Genomic DNA, 21,781 nt, shown 5'->3' on the forward strand with positions numbered 1-21,781 from the left:
CGGGTGCCGTCACCACGAGAGGGTCAGGCCGACATGCGTGCCATAGTGGCGCCCGCGCGGATCGGTTCCGGGATCGCCGATCTGCACCCCATGGTCGAGCCTGAAATCGAGATGATTGCCGAGCTGGTACCGCACGCCGAAGCCGACACTGGCGAGCGAGTAGCGCGCGCGTTCGTCGGGCAGCGGCGAATGCACGAAGCCGAGCCCGTAGTCGACGAACCACAGCAGCTGCATCTGGTCGGCGAGCTTGCCGCCCAGACTTCTCAGCACCGCCATGGGCGGGTGACGAAGCTCGTTGCGCAGGACGAAGCCTTCATCGACATAGACCTGCCCCTCGTCGAAGCCGCGCAGCGACCCGGCGCCGCCCATCGCAAGCTGCTCGCTGCCGAGCAGATTGGTGCTGGTCACCTGTCCCCTCAGATCGAACACCCAGGTGAAATCGCCGGGCAGCCGCGTGTGGCGATTCAGCCCGGCGTTCAAATAGGTGTAGCGCGCCCGTGCCCCCGCGCGTTGGGCCTGAAAGGCGGCGTCGGTGTTGCGATCCGAAATGTCGCCGGGGCTCAGCACCAGCGTCACGTCCATCGCGGTCACGCCGCCCGCATCGTCGAGGCTCGCGCTATAGCCGACACTCGCCTGCATGATGTCGGTGGCGGCACCGAAAACCGGGGCCTCGGCGAATAGCAGATTATTGTCGCTGCGCTTGTAGTCGAGCCCGAGCGTCAGTTCGTGGTGAAAATTTCCCGTGCCCGCGAGCGGGGTCAGATATCGCAGCGAGAAGGCCGACGATTTGCCGCGCTGATCGAGCGGTTCGGGCACCCGGCTCTTGACGTGCCCCACCGAGACGCTGGCGGTGAGCAGGTGCCGCCAGGGCAGCGGCACCGTGTAGTTCACCGAGTCGCTGCGAAACAGATCCCAATCGTCGATCGAATGGGTGTGCTGATAGCCGAGCTGGTGCCCGAGCCCAAAGACATTGCCCCAGTTGAGACCGACGAAGGCGCGGCCATAGCCGGTGCTGCTCGTGCCGCTGTTGTTGATGCCGCCATAGACGCGCAAGGGACGTTGCTCGGTCGTCTGGAGCGTCAGGTCGACCTCGCCTGCCGTCGCGCCGGGCCGGGTGACCAGCTGCACGCGGCGAAAGGGGTTGCGGTTCAGCCAGTCGATGTCGGCATCGAGCGCCGCATGGTCGATCGGATCGCCCGGCTCGATCCGCAGCTCGCGGCGATAGCTGGCTTCGGAAAAATATTTCGCCCCCGCCACTTCGATCGTGCCGGCGCGGCCGCGCAGCACGAGCAACTGCACCGCGCCGCCGGGCACCTCCTGCGCCGGCACGACGACGCGCGCAAAACGCTCGCCGCCGTCGAGCAGCGCCTGGGCCAGCGCGGCGCGCATATCGTCGAGCAGCGCCAGATCGAGAGGCTTGCCGATGAAGGGCGCGAGCGCTGCCCGAACTGACGCACCGGGAAGTGCGGCGGTGTCGTCGATCGCGATGCCTTCGACGGCGACCCCTTGCTTTTGCAACTGCGCCGGATCGGTCAGCACCCGAACGCCGCGCAGAACGCCGTAGCTTTCGGTCGCCGCGTCCGGCGGAGCGGGCGCATCGAGCGGCGGCGGGACCGGCTGCGGCTGTACCGTCCGCAGATCCTGCGCGAACGCGGGGAGCGGCGAGACCAGGGCCAGCGCGGCGGAGAGCGCGCCGAGCGGCCATGTCCGGGCGGCGGGCGATTGCCGGCGATCTGCTGTCACGGCTGCGCCTCCGGCCCGCCCGAAGGCTGTGCGACGGGTTCGGGCGGCGCCACGACGATCGGCGCCATCGGGGTGCCCTGGACGGGCATCGAGGTCATGGTGATGGTTCCGTCGGGATTGGTTACCGTCGTGGTCTCCAGCGTCATGATTTTCGAAGGATCGAGCACGATCGGCGGCTGTTCGATCACCATGCCGCCGCCCGGAAGGGGGCCGATCTCGGTCGAGGTCGTCGACACCGCGCCTTCGGTCGTGCCGCCCGACAGCAGCGCCGCCAGATTGGCGACCGTGCCCATCTGCAATGCCGGATTGTCGCTGCTGCCCAGCATCTGCGTGATCGACATGTTGCTCCGCGATTGCTCGGCCGCTTCGTAGAGCTTGTCTTCGAACTGGCTGTCGTTCACGACCTTGACGATGCCGCTCACGGCAATTTGCAGCGCCGTGGTGACGATGACCAGCGGCCCCGCAAAGGCGCTGCCGGCCGCCCCGGTCGTGCTGGCGCCATAGCGCGCGACCTGGGTAGCGAGGCCCACCGAAATCTCGGTTATGTTGGCGGCCGCAACCCCGCCGACGCCGGCCCCGACCCAAGCCGAGCCGGCGGCACCGAGGACGCGCGCCATGATTTCCGGATTCGCATCGCCGGGGTTGGCGCCGCCGCCTGCCGCCGTCATCAGCTCCTGCGGCGGACTTTCGCCCAGGTCGAACAGGCCGAGCAGCGTGGGCAGCTTGTCCGCCTTCTTCTGCTCCGACGCGACCTTCCAGTCCTTATAGGCCTGGACGGCGGCATCGGCGGCGGCAATGCGCTTGTTCTGCAGATCGGTCATGATGTAGTCATAGAGCGCGGCATCGCTCGCGCTCGGGACGGTCGTATAGCTCTTCAGATCGGCCAGCCGCTGGCGGAGTTGCCATTCCGATCCGCCATAGTTGAACTGCACCAGAGCCCGCTCGGTAGGCGAAGCCGTGCCATCGAGATAGCGCTCGATCATGCCGATCCGCTCGGCGTTGAAGCTGTTGCGTTCATAATCCTGCATCCAGCTCAGGATGAAGGGCAGGATCTGGCCATAGGCATCGGGATTCTGCGCGTTCGCGAGCAGCCAGTTGTTGACGCTGGCGGCGTCGCTGGGCTGGCCCGCGGCGGCCAGAAAGCGTCCGACGATCGTGTCGAGCTGCCCGGTGAAATTGGCGGGCAAGCCGAATATCTTTGGAACGCCGGTAAAATTATAGAGCGGCACCCGTTTCGGGCTGGCATTTTCGACGAGCAATTGCGTCACGGGCGCGAACAGGCATTTCTTGCCTTCGCACTCGCCCGGCAGATGATAGAGGCTGCCGTCTTCGTTGAGGACGGTCAGCGTTCCGCCGCTATATTCGACGTCATAGGGACCATAGCCGTCGCGCACGCCGTCGAAGGTCGCGGGGCCGGTCGGGGTGATCGGATAGAGCCCCGGCGTTCCTATGGTGGCGGTGGTCGTCCAGCCGAACTGGTCGTCGTGAAAATCCTTGCCCTCGCGTTCGGCGGCCTCTGGGCCGCGAAAGCCCCTGAAGACGTAGCGCGGGCTGAAAACCAGATCCTGCGCCATCGCATAGAGGTCGGCGATCGACACCGTCAGCGTCGGATTGTGGACCGTCAGCCAGCCGATCCCCACGGGCTGCGCAAGCGTGATGCGATAATTGGGCGACGCGCTGAGCGTCCCCAGATCGAGCCGATAGGCGCTGTTCACCCCGTCGCCGGTAAAGCTGGGGGCACCGCTCAGTCCGAAGTCGGTTCCGGCGAAGCCCGAAACCTGCCATTCGAACTTGTCCTCGGTTCCATATTGGCTCGTGAAGCGCGACCGATAGGTCACCGCACTGCCGGGATTTTGAGCATCGAAATCGCTGGTCATCGACACCAGATCAACCGGCGTGTCGCCGCGCACGACATCGCCCGACAGCAGCCGCACGATCAGCTCGGCGGGCGAAATGGTCAACGTACCGTCCACTTCCCCGGCGAGCTTGTAATTGCCCGAAAGCAGCGTCGCGTTGGGTGCGATAGCGTAGCTGCCGACGTTGCTGCCGACGGCCGCGGTGGTCGTCGGTGTATAGCCGACGACATCCGCGGCGCTGTCGCCATTCTTCAAACCGGTCACGTTGGCGGTGAAGGCCGGATTGGCTTCGCCATAGAGGCGGCTCGCATCGGCAGCGGTCACCATCAGCGGCGCCGGGGTGACGGTCAGCGTGCCGTCGGTCTGTGCCGCGAGCACATAATTGCCCGAGAGCAGCACCGCGTTGGGTGCGATGCGGTAGCTTCCGACGTTGCTGCCGATGGTCGCAGTGGTGGTCGGCGTATAGCTGACGACATCCGCCGCGCTGTCGCCATTCTTCAAACCGGTCACGCTGGCGGCGAAGGCCGGATTGGCATCGCCATAGAGACGGCTCGCATCGGCGGCCGCGACGGTTAGCGGCGCGGGGGTGATCGTCAGCGTGCCGTCGGTCTGGCTCAGCGTGTAATTGGCGGACAGCAGCGTCGCATTGGGCGCGATGCTGTAGCTGCCGACATTGCTGCCGATGGTCGCGGTGGCCGAGGCGTTGTAGCCGACCACCTGTGCGGCATCATCGCCGTTCCTGAGACCGGTGACGGTGACGCCGAAAATCGGGTTGCTGCTGCCATAGAGGCGGCTCGCATCATTCGCGGCGACATGGAGCAGCGCCGGATTGATTGTCAGCACGCCATCGACATAGGTGACGTCATAATAGGAAGGCGCGCTCGCGCCATAGGGGCGAATCCAATAGGTTCCGGCATTGCTGCCCAAAAGCGCATTGGTGCTGAACTGCAGTCCGGTAACGTCGCTCGCATCGTCGTCGCCGACGAAGCCCGCATAGCTGGCGGTAAACGCCGGCAAGGCGCCCGCGCCATAGGTCATCGCCTTGTCGTCGGCGGTGATGGTCAGCGCATAGCTCGTCGGCGTGCCGCTGCAGATCAGCTTGCAATGCACCCCCAGGTCCATGAAATTGCCGCCCTCGCCGCGCCATTCGGCGGCGGTGCCATAGCCGCTCGGCACCCAGCCGCCGAGATCGACCAGCGCATCGGACACGCCCCAGATCGACACGCCGGCGGCGGAGGCGAGATTGGTGTCGACCAGCCGGATCGCGCCCTCGCCCACGGCGGGGCGGGTCGGGAAATCATTGTCGGCGATCAGCAACAGGGGGATGCCCGATGCACCCGCCGAAGCGAAACTGCTGTTCTCGAGCAGCACATGGCGGCCCGCCTCGAGGACGACGAGATCGGCGGAATCGACCTGCGTTCCGCCTGGCGCCGTGACGATGTCGCGCCCGGCGTGATATTCGAATCCCCCGCCGCTCAAGCTGCCGCCTGCGCCGCCCACCGAACCGCCGGAGCCGCCATGATCGGCGCCCGTGAATTGCTGGCGAAAACCGGTGGCCGTCCCGCCGAGCTGGATGTCTCCGGTGGAGCGGATCACCAGATCGCCCGCCCCGACGAAGCCCGCATCGACCCCCGCGGTGCTGCCGGCGATCGCGCCGTCGCCGCCGCGCGCGGTCGCCGACAGCATCGTATCGCCGAGCAAAAGGACATCGGCCGCATCGACCTGAAAGCTGCCGGCGGTGGCATTGCCGGCGCCGCCCGAGCCCCCCGGAGCGCCGCCATCGTCGCTTCCCGATTGTCCGCCGATGCCCGTCGCGTCGTTGGAGAGCTGTGCGCCCGCGGCAAGCGTGAAGCGATTGCCGGCGACGAGATCGAACTGCCGGGCCACGGCGGTGGCGATGCCTCCGCTGGCTGCTATGCCCGCGCCGCTCGACGCCCCGCCGGCGCCGCCCTGCGCTTCGACGATCTTGGACATTTGGGCGCCCGCCGCGACGGTGATGTCGTTCGCGGCGTCAAAGCGAAAGCCGGACCCTGCCCAAATCTGCGCCGCACCGCCCGCGCCCGCCGTGCTTGCGGCACCGCTGCCGAGTCCCGCCGCGCCACCGGTCGAGCGCACCGACATGGTGACGTCGGTGTTGACCGCGATGTCGCGCCCCGCTTCGAACAGGGTCGACCCCGGGGTCAATTGCACGGTCCCGCCTGCCGTCCCGGTCGCCCCGCCCGAGGCATCGCCGCCGCGTCCGCCGGTCGCCGTAAGCGAGACGGAAAAGGCCTCGTTCAGCACGATGTCGTTCCCGGCCCGAAACAGAAGATCGCCGAGCGTCATCGCCGAAGACCCACCCCCGGCAGCGCCATCCACGCCGGTCAGAACGGCCGACACGTCGAACCCGGTGTCGAAGACGATGTTGCGCGCGGCGTCGAACGTCAGCGCATTGGGCAGGCTGGTCGCGAAGGGCGTGCTGCCCTGGAAGATGATGTCGCCATTGCCGCCGCTCACCGCGGCGTCGGTCTCGACGGCGATCGCGCCGAACGCCAGCTGGCTGTTGATCCACTCGTCGGTGAGTGTGCTCGTCGAACCGCTGACGCCATTGGCCAGGGCGTCGGTGTCGACGACGATGTCGTTGGGATCGAGCAACAATTGGCCGGCGATCCCATGGGGTGCGCGCAGGTCGGCATGACCGTTCATCGCCAGCTGCTTGCCCGACACTTCGGCAAAGCCGCCATCGCCGCCCAGGCCGCCACCGCGCGCCGAAATGCGGCCCGAAAAATCGGTGCGACCGTCGGACCACACCACGACCCGGCCGCCGTCGCCCCGTTCCGAACCGGCGCCGGCGTCAAGGACGGCCGCGCCCGCTACGCGGACATTGGCCGCATGCGCGACCGCGGGATCGTCGCCGCGCACCCCGCCCCCGATCAGGATCGTCCCGCCGCTTCCATCGGCGTCGCGGGCCGTGATGGCGCCTTCGACCGCGACGTCTCCGCCATCGGCGGTGAGCACCACCCGGCCGTCTCGCTGGCCGATGCCCGACGCTTCGATCACCCCGCCGGCGCTGACCGCCAGGGCATAGACGTTGCCGCCGGCTGCAACCAGCTCGGCCTCGGCCGCGCGGATGGTTCCGGCATTGTCGATCCCGGTGCCGCCCCCGGGCAGCGCGGTGCGCACCAGGACGCGCTGGTCGCCCGACGATTGCAGCAAAATGTCGTTCCCCGCGGCCAGCACCGCGCTCCCCCGCGGCGCCTCTATCGTTCCGCCATTGACGACGTGACGCCCGACGAGCACGACATCGCCCGAAGCCGCGCGGATAAGGCCGAGATTCTCGACCGACGCCCCCGACGCGCCGCGGAAGTTCAAGGCATCGCCCGCCATGAAGGCGGCGTCGTCGACGTCGAGCGTCGATGCGACGAACGACGCGGTCCGGATCATGCCATCGGGGCCGACGAGCACGCCATTGGGGTTGATCACAAAGACGCGCCCGTTGGCCTTGATCTCCCCCATGATGCGGCTCGGGTCGCCGCCCAGCACGCGATTCAGGATCGCGCTGTCTACGCCCGGCTGGACGAACTGCATCCATTGGCCCGCCGCGACCGAGAAATCGCTCCAGTCGATGATCGCGCGCTGGCTGGCCTGCGTGATCGTCGTATTGCCGCCGTCGCGAACGATGCTCGCCTTGCCCGCCACCACCGCGGCATCCTGAGCGTGGGCCGCGCCGAAAGCGAGCATGGTCGCCAGCGCGATGGCGCCGCGGCTCGGCCGCGACAGCCAGACAGTGGATGTGCGCATTTCAGTACCCCCGCAAGCCCGATGAAATCTCCATTTCATCCTACCGCGGCGAGGCCTCCAAAGGGCATCCATGAAATCAGGTAGTTGCGAAGCGCGATGGCGAGGGCGGCGGCAAAGGGCGCCAGCTGCCCGGTCGATGCTTTCCGCCAGGCCGGCGCATCTTCAACATCGACGCCAGGTATCGGACCGCATTTTCAATCCTGGTGCGATCAAGCAGAATTTGCGCAGCGCACAAATTGAACCAAATAATCAGGACAAGTCAGTTGCGGCGGCGATTAACCGGCTGGGAAAACTCAGTGTAAATGCGGCGCCGCCATCGGGATGGTTGGCGGCGGCGATGTCGATGTTCAGTGCGTCCGCAAAACCCCTTGCGATCGCTAGCCCCAGGCCGCTGCCTCCGTGACGGTCGCTCCCCTTTCCCTGCGCGAACGTGTCGAAGATCGTCCGTTCGGTTCCCGGCTCCAGCCCCTCGCCGCGATCGCGCACGGTCAATGTCACGGCATCGGGAGTCCGGCGGCCGACGATGTCGATCGGACCGGCGCTGCCGCCGTACTGGATGGCGTTGGCGAGGAGATTGAGGAGAATGTGATGGAGCAGCCGCTCGTCGACGCGGACCAGCGGCAGGCCGGCGGGAACCTGGAAGTTGATGTGATGACCGCGCAGGGGTTCTTTGAGATCGTGGACGACGGCGGCGACGACGTCGGTCAGATCGACCGGCGTCAGATCGAGCCGGACGCCGCCGGCGTCGAGACGCACCAGTTCGACGAGATTATCGAGAAAACGGCGCAGTCGCGATACTTCGGCGCGCGCGACGGGCAAGGCGGCAGTGTCGGGATGCTCGTCGGCGATCGCCTCGATCGCCGCGGTCACGCCGGTGAGCGGGGTGCGCAGATCGTGCCCGATCGACGAAAGCAGCGCCGCGCGCAGCCGATCGCGTTCTTCGAGTACCGAGAGGCTGCGCATCTCGTCCTCGAGATGGAGTCTTTCGTGCGCGAGCGCGGCCTGGCCGACGAGCGCCGACAACAGCGCCGCGCGGTCGGGCGCGATCGGATTGCCGCCGTCGTCGCTCGCGATGCCGAGCACCGCGAGCACGCCGAGCCCCGTCTTGAGCGGATGGAATTGCCAGTCGGACGCGACGAGCGTGCTGGTGCCGCGCCCTGCGGGCTCGCCGCTCGTCCACGCCCATTCGGCGGCGGCCTGATCGACCGGCGAAATGCGCGCGTCGGCGGGTCGCGCGACGATCGGGCGCAGCAGGCCGTCGCGTTCGCCGAGCACGACGCTGCGCACGCCGAGCAGGCGCGAGACTTCGTCGCAGGTAGCGGTAGCGGTGGTTTCGCGATCGGATGCGCGCGCGAGCATCTGCGCGAAGGCCGCGAGCGACGCATTCTCCTGCGCGCTGCGCACCCCGATCCGCGCGCGCGTCCGGAGGCGCCCCGCAAGGTTGCTCGTCACCGCGGCAACGCCGGTGAGGATCAGGACCGTGAGCACGCTCTGCGGCTCGGCAATCGTGAAGGTGTAGAGCGGATGCAGGAAGAAGAAGTTGAACGCCAGCGCCGCCGCGACGCTCGCGAACAGGCCGGGCCGCAGCCCATAGAGCGTCGCCGCGACGATCACCGGAACAAGATAGAGCAGGTCGACCGCCCCCGTGCCGATCCACGGCTCGGCGAGCTTGGCGAGGCCCGTCGTCATGGCGATCAGCAAGAGGGCGACCGCATAGTTGCCCGACCGCCCCCAGCCGCGCGCCCAGCCACCGCGGCGGTGCGTCGTCATGGCGGTTCCGGGCGACGGAATGACATGCACCGCAAGCCCCTCCCCCTCGCGGATCAGCGCCTCGACGATCGACCCGTGGCGCAGTTCGAACCACCAGCTGCGCTGCGAGCGGCCGATGACGAGCTGCGTCGCGCGCAGCGCTTCGATCTGTCCCCGCAGCCCGACGATCACATTTTCGGACGGGACGGTGGCGATCGTCGCGCCGAGCGTAGCGGCGAGCGCGAGCGATGCGGCGATGCGGCGCTGCGCTTCCTCGTCGAAACGCTCGCTGCGCGGGGTTTCGATATGCACTGCCGTCCACGGCGCGTTGAGCCCGTCGGCGAGGCGCTTGGCGGTGCGTACCAGCGTGTCGGTGCCCGGCTGCTCGCTGATCGCGACGAGGATGCGCTCGCCCGCGGCATAGGTGCCGGCCAGCCCGGTCGCGTCGAGATCGTGAAGCATCTGCCGGTCGACGCTGAGCGCCGCGCGGCGCAGCGCCATCTCGCGCAAGGCCGACAGATTGGGCTTCGAAAAGAAATGGCCGAGCGCGCGGCTCGCCTCGTGCGGCACATAGACCTTGCCGTCCTTGAGCCGCTCGATCAGTTCGTCGGGGGGCAGGTCGACGAGCTTGATCTCGGCGCCCTCGAACACGCTGTCGGGCACGGTTTCGCGCACGCGGACGCGGGTGAAGCTCGCGACGACGTCGTTCAAACTTTCGACATGCTGGATGTTGAGCGTCGTATAGACGTCGATCCCCGCGTCGAGCAGTTCGTCGACGTCCTGCCAACGCTTGGGGTGGCGGCTGCCCTCGACATTGCTGTGCGCATATTCGTCGACGAGCGCGAGCGCGGGCCTGCGCCGCAGCACCGCGTCGAGGTCCATTTCGGCGAGGCGGTGGCCGCGATAGTCGATCTCGCGCCGCGGAACGACCTCCAGGCCGCGCATCAGCGCCTCGGTCTCGGCGCGGCCGTGCGTTTCGGCGACCGCGACGACGACGTCGGCGCCCTCGCGCGCGAGCGCGGCGCCCTCGGTCAGCATCGCATAGGTCTTGCCGACTCCGGGTGCGGCGCCGAGGAAAATCTTGAGCCGCCCGCGCGCCTCGCGCTTCGCCTGGCGGAGCAGCGCGTCGGGCAAGGGCCGCTTGTGCTCAGAGGGTGGCGGGCTGGGCATGGGCGAGGGTTCGGCGTCCGTTTGAGACAAGGAACTATCCCACTTCCGCCGCCCCGAGCGAAGACGAGGGGCTAGGCCGAGCGAAGTCGAGGTCCGGTGCGGGTTCTCGCTTCGCTCGAACGGCCCCCTCGTCTTCGCTCGGAGCGGCGGAAGATTGGGGAGTTGTTCTTCAAACAAGCCATAGCCCAGCATGATGATGCACGCCAAGCGAAGCCGGTTCGACTTTACGGAAACTTTACGCAAACCGCGAAATTCGCCCGCGAAACTTTACGGCGAAGGGGCGTAGCGGCCGCCACATCCTATCCCGGCCCGTTCACCATCCGGGCCTTTGCCGGAGACCCGCCATGTCCGATCTTTTGTGGCTTGCCCTGCTCGGCGCGCTGTTTGCGCTGACGCTCGGCTATACGCGCCTGTGCGAGCGAGGGTGATGCGATGACGACCCCGATGCTCCTCGCCGGCCTCACCGCCGCCGCCCTGCTCGTCTATCTGCTCGTCGCGCTCTTGCGCCCCGAACGTTTCTGAGAGGAGACGCGACCATGACCTTGTCCGGCTGGGCGCTGATCCTGCTGTTCATCGCCCTCACCGCCGCGCTCGCCAAACCGATGGGACTTTGGCTGTTCGCTCTCTACGAAGGGCGCGCGACCCCGTTCCATCGCCTGCTCGGCCCCGTCGAGCGCGGTTTCTACCGCCTCGCGGGGATCGACCCCACCGAAGAGCAGAGTTGGCGGCGTTACGCGCTCCACCTGCTGCTCTTCAACCTCGCGCTGCTGCTCTTCACCTATGCCATCCTGCGGCTGCAGGGCGTGCTGCCGGGCAATCCGCAGGGCTTCGGCGCAGTCGGCGCCGACGGCGCGTTCAACACCGCGGTCAGCTTCACCACCAACACCAACTGGCAATGGTATGGCGGCGAGGCGACCTTGTCGAACCTGTCGCAGATGCTGGGCCTCACCATCCAGAATTTCCTGTCGGCGGCGACCGGCATCGCGGTCGCCTTCGCCCTGTTCCGCGGTTTCGCGCGGCGCGAGGCGAAGACGATCGGCAATTTCTGGGCCGATATAACGCGGATCACCCTCTATCTGCTGCTCCCCATTTGCGTGGTCTTTGCGATCTTCCTGATCGCCAGCGGCGTGCCGCAGACCTTCACCGGGTCGGTTGATGCGACGACGCTCGAAGGCGCGCGGCAGACGATCGCGCTCGGTCCCGTCGCGAGCCAGGAAGCGATCAAGATGCTCGGCACCAACGGCGGCGGCTTCTTCAACGCCAACAGTGCGCATCCGTTCGAAAATCCGACCGCGCTGACCAATCTCGTCCAGATGCTGTCGATCTTCTCGATCGGCGTCGGGCTGAGCTGGTGCTTCGGCAAGGCGGTCGGCGACACGCGCCAGGGCTGGGCGATCCTTGCGGCGATGGGCGTGCTGTTCGCCGCCGGCGTCAGCATCGCCTATTGGCAGGAAGCCGCGGGCAATCCCGTCCTCCATCAGCTCGGCGTCGCGGGCGGCAATATGGAAGGCAAGGAGGTGCGCTTCGGCATCGCCGCCTCGGCGCTGTTCGCGGCGATCACCACCGCGGCCTCGTGCGGCGCGGTCAATGCGATGCACGACAGCTTCACCGCCTTGGGCGGCCTTGTCCCCCTGTTCAACATCCAGCTCGGCGAGGTCGTCGTCGGCGGGGTCGGCGCGGGCATCTATGGCTTTCTGCTCTTCGCGATCCTCGCGGTGTTCGTCGCGGGCCTCATGGTCGGGCGCACCCCCGAATATGTCGGCAAGAAGATCGAGGCGCGCGAGGTCAAGCTCGCGGTGCTCGCGATCGCGGTGCTGCCGCTCGTCATCCTCGGCTTCACCGCCCTTGCAAGCGTGCTGCCGCAGGGGCTCGCCGGGCCGCTCAACAAGGGGCCGCACGGTTTCGCCGAAATCCTCTATGGCTTCAGCTCGGCCGCGGGCAACAATGGCTCGGCCTTCGCGGGCCTGTCGGCGGGCACGCCCTTCTACAACGGCCTGCTCGGCGCGGCGATGTGGCTCGGGCGCTATTTCGTGATCGTCCCCGTGCTCGCGATCGCGGGCAGCCTTGCCGCCAAGCGCCATGTCCCGGCGTCGAGCGGCTCCTTTCCCACCACCGGCGGCCTGTGGATCGGCCTGCTCGTCGGGATCGTCCTGATCCTCGGCGGCCTGACCTTCCTCCCCAGCCTCGCCCTCGGCCCGATTGCCGACCATCTCGCGATGGTCCGCGGCCAGCTCTTCTAGGAGCCTGATGTCATGACCGCCCCAACCTCGATGTTCAGCGCCGCGCTCGTCGTCCCCGCGATGCGCGACGCGGTGGCGAAACTCAATCCGCGCGACCTTGCGCGCAATCCGGTGATGTTCGTCACCGCGACCGTCGCCGCGCTTCTCACCCTCCTCCTCGCGCTCGGCGAGCCCGGCCTTTCGACGGGTTTCCAACTCCAGCTCGTCCTGTGGCTCTGGTTGACCGTGCTGTTCGGCACCTTTGCCGAAGCGCTGGCCGAAGGCCGCGGGCGCGCGCAGGCGGCCTCGCTGCGCGCGACCAAGGCCGAGCTACGCGCCAAACTGATGCTTGGCGTCGGCGACACCTATGAACTCGTTCCGGCGAGCCAGCTCGAAAAGGGCGAGATCGTGCTTGTCGAGACGGACGACCTGATTCCCGCCGACGGCGAGGTGATCGAGGGTGTCGCCTCGGTCAACGAAGCCGCGATCACCGGCGAAAGCGCGCCGGTGATCCGCGAGGCCGGCGGCGACCGCAGCGCGGTAACGGCGGGCACGCGCGTCATTTCGGATCGCATCAAGGTTCGCGTCACCGCCGAGCCCGGCCAGGGCTTCCTCGACCGCATGATCGCGCTCGTCGAGGGCGCCGAGCGGCGCAAGACGCCGAACGAGATCGCGCTGACGATCCTGCTCGTCGGGCTGACGATCATCTTCCTGATCGCGGTCGCGACGATCCCGAGCTTCGCCTCCTATGCGGGCGGCGCGATCCCCGTCGCCTTGCTCGCGGCATTGCTCATCACGCTGATCCCGACCACCATCGCCGCGCTGCTCTCGGCGATCGGCATTGCGGGGATGGACCGGCTCGTGCGCTTCAACGTCCTCGCCAAGTCGGGCCGCGCGGTCGAGGCAGCGGGCGACGTCGATGTGCTGCTGCTCGACAAGACCGGCACGATCACCATCGGCGACCGCCAGGCGAGCGAGTTCCGAGCGCTGGCCGGCGTGGAGGTCGACACGCTCGCCGAAGCCGCGCTGCTCGCGAGCCTCGCCGACGAAACGCCCGAAGGGCGCTCGATCGTCGCGCTCGCGCGCGAACGCTATGCGATCCGGGTCGAGGCGCTGCCCGCGGGATCGGACGTCGTCCCCTTCTCTGCGCAGACGCGCCTGTCGGGCGTCACCGTCGCGGGCGTCACGATCCACAAGGGCGCGGTCGATTCGGTGCTGAAGGCGCATCCGCAGGACGAAAGTGCGCCCACGGTGCAGGAATTGCGCCGCATGACCGACGAAATCGGCCGCTCGGGCGGCACCCCGCTCGCGGTGATCAAGGACGGGCGGCTGCTCGGCGCGATCCACCTGAAGGATGTGGTCAAGGCGGGGGTGCGCGAACGCTTCGCCGAGCTTCGCAAAATGGGCATCCGCACGGTGATGATCACCGGCGACAATCCGCTCACGGCCGCGGCGATCGCCGCCGAAGCCGGGGTCGACGATTTCCTCGCCGAAGCGACCCCGGAAGACAAGCTCGCGCTGATCCGCCGCGAACAGGGTGAAGGCCGGCTCGTCGCGATGTGCGGCGACGGAACCAACGACGCGCCCGCACTCGCGCAGGCCGACGTCGGGGTCGCGATGAACACCGGAACGCAGGCGGCGCGCGAGGCGGGCAATATGGTCGACCTCGACAGCGATCCGACCAAGCTGATCGAGGTCGTCGGCCTCGGCAAGCAATTGCTGATGACGCGCGGCGCGCTGACCACTTTTTCGGTCGCCAACGACGTCGCCAAATATTTCGCGATCATCCCCGCCATCTTCGTCGCGCTCTATCCGGGGCTTGGGGTGCTCAATATCATGGGGCTCGCGACGCCGCAAAGCGCGATCCTGTCGGCGATCATCTTCAATGCGCTGATCATCCCGTGCCTCGTTCCGCTCGCGCTCCAGGGCGTTCGCTATCGGCCGATGCCCGCCGGGCCGCTGCTCGCGCGCAATCTGTCGATCTATGGCCTCGGCGGCCTCGTCGCGCCGTTTGCCGGCATCAAGCTGATCGACCTCGCCGTCTCCACCCTTCATCTTGCCTGAGGACAAGCCGATGCTTTCCGATCTCAAAACCGCCGTCCGTCCCGCGCTCATGTTCACCCTGCTCTTCGCGACACTGCTCGGTCTCGCCTATCCGTTCGCGCTGAGCGGTGTCGGCCAGGCGCTGTTTCCCGCCCAGGCGAACGGCAGCCTGATCCGCGACGGGAGCCGCATCGTCGGCTCGGAACTGATCGGCCAGAAATTCGCGAGCGACGCCTATTTCCATGGCCGCCCCTCGGCTGCCGGCGCCGACGGCTATGACGCCGCGGCTTCGTCGGGATCGAACCTCGGCCCCGCGAGCAAAGCGCTCGCTGCCCGCGTCGCCGCCGACGTCGAGGCCCTTTCCGAAACGGCACCGGGCCGCCCTGTCCCGCCCGACCTGGTGACGACCTCCGCCTCGGGGCTCGACCCCCATATCAGCCCCGAGGCGGCCTTTTTTCAGGTCGCGCGCGTCGCAAAGGCGCGCGGCGCGCCGGAAAGCGACGTCCGCTCGCTGGTGCAGCAAGCGGTCGAACGCCCGTTCCTCGGCTTCCTCGGCGAACCGCGCGTCAATGTGCTCGGGCTCAATCATGCGCTCGACGCGCACTACAGGGCGCAGTAGAAAGCCGCGATGCCGCAGGTTTCGAAAATCCTCATCGTCGAGGACGATGTACACATCCGGCGGCTGCTGAAGGCGACGATGCAGCGCGCCGGGCACGACGTGGTCGAGGCGGCCGACGCGCGGCAGGCACTCGCCCTGCTCGACATCGAGCATCCCGACATCGTGCTGCTCGATCTCGGCCTGCCCGATCGCGACGGGCTCGAGCTGATCGAGCCGGTGCGCCGCCGCTCGACCGCGACGCTGATCGTCGTCTCGGCGCGCGAGGACAGCGCCGAGAAGGTCGCCGCGCTCGACCTTGGCGCCGACGATTATGTCACCAAGCCGTTCGACACCGACGAGTTGCTCGCGCGGATCCGGACCGCGCTGCGCCATCAACGCGCCACGAGGGACGAAGAGACAGGCGTGGTCGACGTCGGCGCGCTGCGCATCGACCTCGATCACCGCCGGGTTTTGCGCGACGGGGAGGAGGTCCATCTGACGCCGAAGGAATATTCGGTGCTTGCCGAGCTTGCGCGCCGTCCGGACCGCGTGCTGAGCCACACGCAGCTGTTGAAATCGGTATGGGGGCCCGCACAATCCGATCGCGTCGAATATCTGCGGATCGCGATACGCGGGTTGCGCCAGAAGCTCGAAGCGGACCCGTCACGACCGAAGCTGATCGTCAACGAACTGGCCGTGGGATACCGCCTTCGAACTTGAAAGCCGCGCACCGGTGAATCAAGATCGCTCAGCGGGCGTCACCGAAGACCATCCTGCCGTCGATCCAGGTCCGCCGAACCCTCGCTCCCTCGTCGAGCGCTGCCAGATTGGCTCGATGCCCTGGCGCAATGCTCCCCATTTCGGCCTCCAGTCCGATAAATCGCGCCGGATTTCGCGTCGCCAGGCGGATCGCATCGTCGATCGTCAGATCCAGGAGCGCGGAGGCGTTGCGGACCGCCGATGCCATCTCCAGATCGGCGCCCGCGAGCGTACCGTCGGCCCGCCGGCAAACGCCGCCGGACGCGAATATGGTTTCGCCGTTGAGTTCGAACTCCTTCCGGTCGTGCCCGACCGGCGGCATCGCGTCCGATACCAGAAGGAAGCGATCGGGGCCGCCCTTGGCCTTGATCGCCAGGCGCAGCGCGACCGGATCGACGTGAAAGCCATCGACGATGATCCCGCACCAGCATTGCGGATCGGCCAATGCCGCCCCCACCACGCCCGGCTCGCGCGGCGTGATTTGCGACATGGCATTGAACAAATGGGTCACCCCGGTAACCCCGGCGGCAAAGGCCCGCTCCATTTGGGCGAAGGTCGCGTCTGTATGGCCGGCGGAGACGACGACGCCGCATTGCCGGAGCTGGCCGATCCGCTTTTCATCGGTCACCTCGGGCGCCAATGTCACCAGCGTCCTGCCCCGGCGCAGCCCGGTGATCGCTGCAAAGCCTTCGTCGTCGAGCTTGCGGATCGCCTTGGGGTCGTGCGTCCCCTTGCGGTCCACATTCAGAAAGGGCCCCTCGATGTGGATGCCCGCAATGCCCGGGACGCCCGCCGCGATCGCGGCATCGACCGCCTGCACCGCCTCGCGGATCTTGGGGATGCTGTCGCTGATCAGCGTGGGCATCAGGGCTGTCGTCCCGAAACGGTGATGGGCGGCGGCGATCCTTCGCAATGTTTCCACCGACGGATCGTCGTTGAACAAGGCGCCGCCGCCGCCATTGACCTGCACGTCGATGAAGCCGGGCACCAGCATCGCGCCCGCCAGATCGACCGTGTCGATCGCGGCATCGAGATCGGCCACCGGGACGATGGCCTCGATCCGCCCGTCTGCAATGACGACGGCACGCCCGTCGAGCATCCGGCCATCGGCAAGGACGGGACCGTTCGAAATGGCAAAGCGCATCAGACGGTTTCCGTCACTTTGCGCAGCAAGGGCGGGCGGTCCGGATCATGCCCCCGCGAAATCGCGAGGCTGCTGATCGCCTTGTAGAAGGACTGGATTTGCAGCATCGGTTGCAGCGCGGCCGGAGCATCGACGACGGGCAGGTTGATCGCACCCCCGCAGGGGCCGGAGCCCGCAACCAGCAGCTTCGCGCCGATGGCCAGCAACTCCTTTATCAACGCATCGACGCCCGATGCCGATTCATCGTCCTGGCGGAAAATCAGCATCGGCAACCCCGTCGCGGCAAGCGCCATCGGGCCGTGCCGGACCTCGGCGGTGCTGAACGCTTCGGCATGAATGCCGCAGGTTTCCTTGAATTTCAGCGCCGCCTCCTGCGCGATGGCGAGGCCCGGCCCGCGACCGAGCACGAACAGGCCCTGACTCTCGTTGAACGCGGCGGCCATCGGCGACCAGTCGAGCCGCCAGGCGGCACGCAGCAAGCCGGGCAGAGCCGCGAGATCGGGCGCAATCCCGCCGTCGTTTCGCTCGAGCGAGCCGACGATACGGGCGATCGCGGCGAGCGAGGCAATATAACTCTTCGTCGCCGCGACGCTGTTCTCCGGTCCTGCGCAGAGCGGCAACGTCCAGTCGGCGATTTTCGACAGCGGCGTATCGGGTGCATTGACCAGCGCCAACGTTCGCGCGCCCTGATGCGACGCGCGCTCGACGGCTTCGAGCAGGTCAGGGCTCTTGCCCGACTGCGAGATTGCGAGGAACAGGCTGCCGCCGAGCTTCAACGGTGCTTGATAGATTGAACTGATCGACGGGGCTGCGGACGCCGTGACCCATCCCAGCTGTCGCTCGAAGGCATATTTGGCGAAGGTCGCGGCATGATCCGAACTACCGCGGGCGCAGGTGACGACCATCGACGGCGGATCGGCGGCGAGCGACCGCAAAATGTCGATGATGACGCCTTGCGCGCAGCCAAATTGCCGCTCGACGGCGTCGCCCGCGCTGGCGGCTTCCAGAAACATCAATGTGCGCTCGGCGGATGTCGCCACGTTCATCCCTCCACCAGCTCGGCGATGAAATCATAGGCGTCGCCGCGATAGAGGCTCTCGGTCATCTCGACGATCCGGCCGTCGGCAAGGAAGCCGCGGCGTTCGATCAGCAAGCCCGGCGCCCCCGGCTCGATATCCATGATCGCCGCCGATTCGGCGTCGACCAGAATCGCGCGCAGCTTTTGCAGCGCACGCACCGGCCGATGCCCCGTCTTGTCGAGCGCCGCATAAAGCGAATCGACGACCGCATCGGGGTCGGTGAGCGCATAGCTTGCAATCGTCGATCGCTCGATTGCCATCGCGATACCGTCGGCACAGCGCAGGCGCGCGAAGCGATAGATACGCGACCCGGGGCTGAGCCCGAGGGACAGCGATTCGTCGGGGGTGACGAAACTTTCGATCCTGTCGAGCCAGCGGCTCGACGGCACGCGGCCGCGCGAAATCATGTCTTCGGAAAAGGAGCTGAGCTTCGCGAACTGCTTTTCGACGCGGTCGACCACGAAGGTTCCGGCCCCGTGCCGCCGCACGAGCAGGCCTTCGCTCACCAGTTCGTCGACCGCGCGGCGCACCGTGACGCGCGACACACCATAGCGTTCGGCGAGCATACGCTCGGGCGGAATCGCGCCGCCGGGCGCGAATTCATGGTTCGCGATACTCGCGCGCAGCATGTTGCCGAGTTGCTGATAGCGCAGCCCGGCCGGCTCGGTGTCGGCCGGTTTGGATTCGTCGCCTGCGATGACCATGGAACGCGTGCCCTCACTCCGATTTGATAGACCAATTCAACACCAATTCTCGACGCAACGCAAGAAAAATTCACAAAATGCCCCATAAATCTTGGAAAATCTCGCTAATTGGCGACGGATACGATTTTTTGGTTGATATTGGTATTTTCTCTATGTTACCAAATTAGGACCATTACATAGAGGGGGACTCGCATGTCTGGATCGAAGCCGCTTTTGGCCACCGCAAGCGCCATCGCCTATATCGCCTGCATCTCGCCCGCTGCCGCACAGGACAGCGCCCCGACCGGAGACGGCCAGGAAATCGTCGTCACCGGCTATCGCGCCTCGATCGCGCAGTCGATCGACGCCAAGCGCGACCTGTCGGTGATTGCCGACGTGATCACCGCCGAGGACATCGGCAAATTCCCCGACCGCAACGTCGCCGAAGCGCTGCAGCGCGTCCCCGGCATCGTGATCAACCGCGAATATGGCGAAGGCGAGCGCGTCTCGCTGCGCGGCACGGCGCCGAACCTCACCCGCACCACCGTCAACGGCCATGCGATCGCGACCGCCGACTGGTTCATCCTCGACCAGCTCGCCTCGACGCGCAGCTTCAACTATCTGACGCTGCCGTCGGAGATCGTCGGCAAGATCGAAGTATACAAGAGCCCGCAGGCCGATATCGAGGAGGGCGGCGTCGGCGGCACGATCAACGTCAACACGCGCAACCCGCTCGACCTGCCGAGCTTCACGGTCAGCGGATCGGCGCAGCTCGTCTATTCGGACCGGTCGGACAAGACCAATCCGCAATTTTCGGGCCTCGTCAGCTGGAAGAACGACGCCGAGACCTTCGGCATCCTGATCGGCGGCGTCTATCAACGCCGCGAGATCCGCCGCGACGGCGTCGAAGTGCTCGGTTATCAGACCGTTCCGGGCGCCGCGGCCGATTCGCCGCTGGCGCCGTCGCTGATCGGATCGGCGCTGTTCCAGCAGGACCGCGAGCGCTATGGCGGCAATATCGGCATCCAGGTCAATCCGTCGGATGCGGTCGAGATCAACGTCACCGGCCTCTATGCGGTGTTCAATGCCGACAATTTCAACCAGAACTACCTCGCCTGGACCGCGAACGCGCTCGGCGGCGGCGGGACGCTGACCGACACGACCGTCGAGGACAACACCTATGTGAAGGGGACGGTCACCTCGACCCCGGGCGGGCGCGCGGTCGTCTATGACGCGATCGACCGTTTCGCCAAGGCGAAGACCGCCTCGGCGGACTTTGACCTCAACTGGCACCCCACCGACGGATCGACGCTCCACTTCAAGGCGGGCTGGACCAAGGCGAGCGGCGACACGACCTCGCAACCTTTTTACGAGGGCGGCGCGCCGGGCAGCTTCACCTATGACCTCACCGGCCGCGCGCCGCAGGTCAGCTTCACCGGCATCGACCCCGACAATCCCGACGACCTCATCTTCGACTTCGCCTCGCTGCACCAGATCACGAACGACGACGAAGAGAAATATGTCTATCTCGATTACGAACATGCGCTCGACCTCGGCCCGCTCCAGGCGATCAAGGTCGGGGTGAAATATACCGACCACGACCGCGAAACGGGCTTCCTCGCAACGACCTATGGCGGCTTTTTCCTGCCGCTCGCTGCCGAAGGCTGCGGCGGCCCCTGCCTGTCGTCGGACTTTGCGGGCGGGTCGCTGCCCTCCGACTTCCTCAAGAACATCGCTTCTCCGGGAACGCTCACGAGCTATTTCAACATCGACCGCAAAAAGCTCGAACAGATCTTCTTCAGCCAGCCCGAATCGGTGCGCGCCCGCATCCTCAATCCGCCCGAAAATTTCACGATCAACGAAAAAACCTATGGCGGCTACGTCATGGCCAAGCTCGGCGGCGACCGCTGGAGCGGCAATTTCGGCCTCCGCATCGTGCGCACCGACCAGCGTTCGTCGGGCAATATCCTCGGCGTGCCGCCCGGACCGGGCACGGTCGACGACAATGCGTTCGGCGTCTATCTGCCGGTCACGATCGACCGGTCGTACACCGATTTCCTGCCCAGCGTGAACCTCAGTTACGACCTCACCGACGCGGTGAAGCTGCGTTTCGCCGCGGGCCGCGTGGTCGCGCGTCCGGACTATACCGATATCGTGCCGCGGGTCAGCCTGAACCCCGGGGCGCTGACCGCGAGCGGCGGCGACCCCTTCGTCAATCCCTTCCGCGCCAATCAATATGACCTGTCGCTCGAATGGTATCCCGAACGCGATACGATCGTCGCGGCGGCGCTCTATTACAAGGATATCCAGTCCTATATCGTCAACCGGACGATCCAGGAGACCTTCCCGGTCGAAACCGCGACGCCCAATCTGTCGCGCTGCACGCCGTCGGGCGGGAGCAATCCCAATCTGTACGACTGCGTCTTCGACGTGAACCGGCGCTCGAACGGCAGCGGCGGCACCAACAAGGGCATCGAGTTGCAGGTGTCGCGGCCGCTGTGGGGCGGCTTCGGGGCACTCGTCAACTACACCTATTCGGATGCCAAATCGGAAGATGGAGATCCGATCCCGGGCAATTCGAAACATGCGCTGAACCTGACGGGCTATTATGAGAGCGACCTTTTCTCGGCCCGCCTGTCGTATAATTACCGGTCGAAATTCTTCATCGACATCGACCGCGCCTCGCCGCTCAACCAAAAGGCGACCGCATCGCTCGACGCCTCGCTCAGCGTCCATGTCACCGAAAATGTGTCGCTCTTCGCCGATGCGGTGAACCTGACCAACGAGAAGATCGAGCAATATTCGGGAACGACGGCGCGGCCGCGGGCCATTTACGACAACGGCCGCCAGTTCTACTTCGGGGTGCGGGGCAAGTTCTGACCGCCCGGCCCCGGACGGCCCGTCCGGGCTCCGTCCGTCCGAACGGCGGGCGAGCCCGGAGGGGCGCCCGGCTATTGG

12 protein-coding genes are annotated in these 21,781 nt (G+C 66.8%); 6 read left to right on the forward strand and 6 right to left on the reverse strand.

Annotation, left to right across the window (positions count from 1 at the left end):
• Nucleotides 1–9: 9 nt before the first annotated feature.
• From CHB69_RS04870 to CHB69_RS04880, 3 genes are all read right to left on the reverse strand, one after another.
• On the reverse strand, nt 10–1,743 hold the full coding sequence (locus CHB69_RS04870) for a ShlB/FhaC/HecB family hemolysin secretion/activation protein (protein WP_170935438.1): 1,734 nt from the start codon (nt 1,741–1,743) through the stop codon (nt 10–12).
• Entirely contained in the window at nt 1,740–7,379 is a 5,640-nt protein-coding gene (locus CHB69_RS04875; RefSeq protein WP_170935439.1) for an MBG domain-containing protein, read from the reverse strand. Before CHB69_RS04875 ends, CHB69_RS04870 begins: the two co-directional genes overlap by 4 nt.
• Nucleotides 7,380–7,628: 249 nt before the next feature.
• Nucleotides 7,629–10,298, reverse strand: coding sequence for a sensor histidine kinase (locus tag CHB69_RS04880; protein ID WP_089214881.1), 2,670 nt, complete (start codon nt 10,296–10,298; stop codon nt 7,629–7,631).
• A gap of 432 nt (nt 10,299–10,730) precedes the next feature.
• On the opposite strand from CHB69_RS04880, the gene kdpF reads away from it, so the two are divergent.
• From kdpF to CHB69_RS04905, 5 genes are read left to right on the forward strand one after another with little or no spacing between them, the layout of a single operon-like run.
• Nucleotides 10,731–10,820: a K(+)-transporting ATPase subunit F gene (kdpF, locus tag CHB69_RS04885; RefSeq protein WP_089214882.1), complete on the forward strand. Its 90-nt coding sequence runs from the start codon at nt 10,731–10,733 to the stop codon at nt 10,818–10,820.
• 14 nt (nt 10,821–10,834) lie between these two features.
• Nucleotides 10,835–12,538, forward strand: a complete 1,704-nt coding sequence (kdpA, locus tag CHB69_RS04890; protein WP_089214883.1) for a potassium-transporting ATPase subunit KdpA — start codon at nt 10,835–10,837, stop codon at nt 12,536–12,538.
• A gap of 12 nt (nt 12,539–12,550) precedes the next feature.
• On the forward strand, nt 12,551–14,581 hold the full coding sequence (gene kdpB, locus CHB69_RS04895) for a potassium-transporting ATPase subunit KdpB (protein WP_089214884.1): 2,031 nt from the start codon (nt 12,551–12,553) through the stop codon (nt 14,579–14,581).
• Between the two features lie 10 nt (nt 14,582–14,591).
• Entirely contained in the window at nt 14,592–15,179 is a 588-nt protein-coding gene (gene kdpC / locus CHB69_RS04900) for a potassium-transporting ATPase subunit KdpC (RefSeq protein ID WP_089214885.1), read from the forward strand.
• Between the two features lie 9 nt (nt 15,180–15,188).
• Nucleotides 15,189–15,878 carry a response regulator gene (locus CHB69_RS04905; RefSeq protein WP_089214886.1) on the forward strand — a complete coding sequence of 230 codons (690 nt, stop codon included), beginning with the start codon at nt 15,189–15,191 and terminating at the stop codon, nt 15,876–15,878.
• Between the two features lie 28 nt (nt 15,879–15,906).
• On the opposite strand, the gene nagA is transcribed toward CHB69_RS04905, so the two are convergent.
• The 3 genes from nagA to CHB69_RS04920 are packed head-to-tail and all read right to left on the reverse strand — an operon-like array spanning nt 15,907 to nt 18,844.
• Nucleotides 15,907–17,061, reverse strand: coding sequence for an N-acetylglucosamine-6-phosphate deacetylase (nagA, locus tag CHB69_RS04910; RefSeq protein WP_089214887.1), 1,155 nt, complete (start codon nt 17,059–17,061; stop codon nt 15,907–15,909).
• On the reverse strand, nt 17,061–18,107 hold the full coding sequence (locus CHB69_RS04915; RefSeq protein WP_089214888.1) for an SIS domain-containing protein: 1,047 nt from the start codon (nt 18,105–18,107) through the stop codon (nt 17,061–17,063). Before CHB69_RS04915 ends, nagA begins: the two co-directional genes overlap by 1 nt.
• Nucleotides 18,104–18,844, reverse strand: a complete 741-nt coding sequence (locus CHB69_RS04920) for a GntR family transcriptional regulator (protein WP_089214889.1) — start codon at nt 18,842–18,844, stop codon at nt 18,104–18,106. The genes CHB69_RS04915 and CHB69_RS04920 overlap by 4 nt, the downstream gene beginning before the upstream one ends.
• A gap of 192 nt (nt 18,845–19,036) precedes the next feature.
• Between CHB69_RS04920 and CHB69_RS04925 the strand changes: the two genes are divergently transcribed.
• Nucleotides 19,037–21,703, forward strand: coding sequence for a TonB-dependent receptor (locus CHB69_RS04925; protein ID WP_089214890.1), 2,667 nt, complete (start codon nt 19,037–19,039; stop codon nt 21,701–21,703).
• Nucleotides 21,704–21,781 lie beyond the last annotated feature (78 nt).

Origin of the sequence: Sphingopyxis indica (assembly GCF_900188185.1) — a bacterium.
Classification (GTDB): Bacteria; Pseudomonadota; Alphaproteobacteria; order Sphingomonadales; family Sphingomonadaceae; genus Sphingopyxis; species Sphingopyxis indica.